This window comes from Streptomyces sp. P17 (genome assembly GCF_032436805.1).
In the GTDB taxonomy this organism is placed as follows: Bacteria; Actinomycetota; Actinomycetes; order Streptomycetales; family Streptomycetaceae; genus Streptomyces.
In genome coordinates this window covers 1-469 of sequence record NZ_JAVRBF010000321.1, presented here as the reverse complement: position 1 = coordinate 469, position 469 = coordinate 1, and the positions used below count along the sequence as shown (strand labels likewise).

General features: G+C 52.2%; 1 protein-coding gene. It reads left to right on the top strand.

The window, feature by feature from the left end:
• The coding region (locus tag RMT89_RS41085; protein ID WP_315888858.1) for a GSCFA domain-containing protein at positions 1–469 on the top strand (469 nt) is incomplete at both ends.

The window sequence follows — 469 nt, the reverse complement described above, 5'->3', positions numbered from 1 at the left end:
TGAAGGGTGGGAATCTGTCGAAGACAATACGATGTTTGCAGTCGCACCGGGAACAGTCGCGGGAAGCTATGACCCTGCACGACATCGGCTGCGCAATCTACGTCAATCCGAAATTCGCGATGATCTGCTAGCCTTTTGGGAAAAGTTGCGCGCTGTTAACAGTAAAGCTCGGATGCTGCTGACCGTTTCACCCGTTCCACTCGCTGCAACCGCCACCCAAAACCATGTTATGGTCGCGACGTCCTATTCGAAATCAGTCCTGCGTTCCGTGGCGGGCGAGCTCTCCGAAGATATGGAGGACATCCACTATTTTCCTTCATACGAAATCATTTCATCGCATCCGAGCCGCGGGATGTTCTTTGAGCCCGACCTGCGCAACGTTAGCCTGTTCGGCGTTGATTTTGTGATGAAGCAGTTTTTTTCTGGATCACTATTGAACGAATTTGGCGCACCCGGCGCTGATACAGCA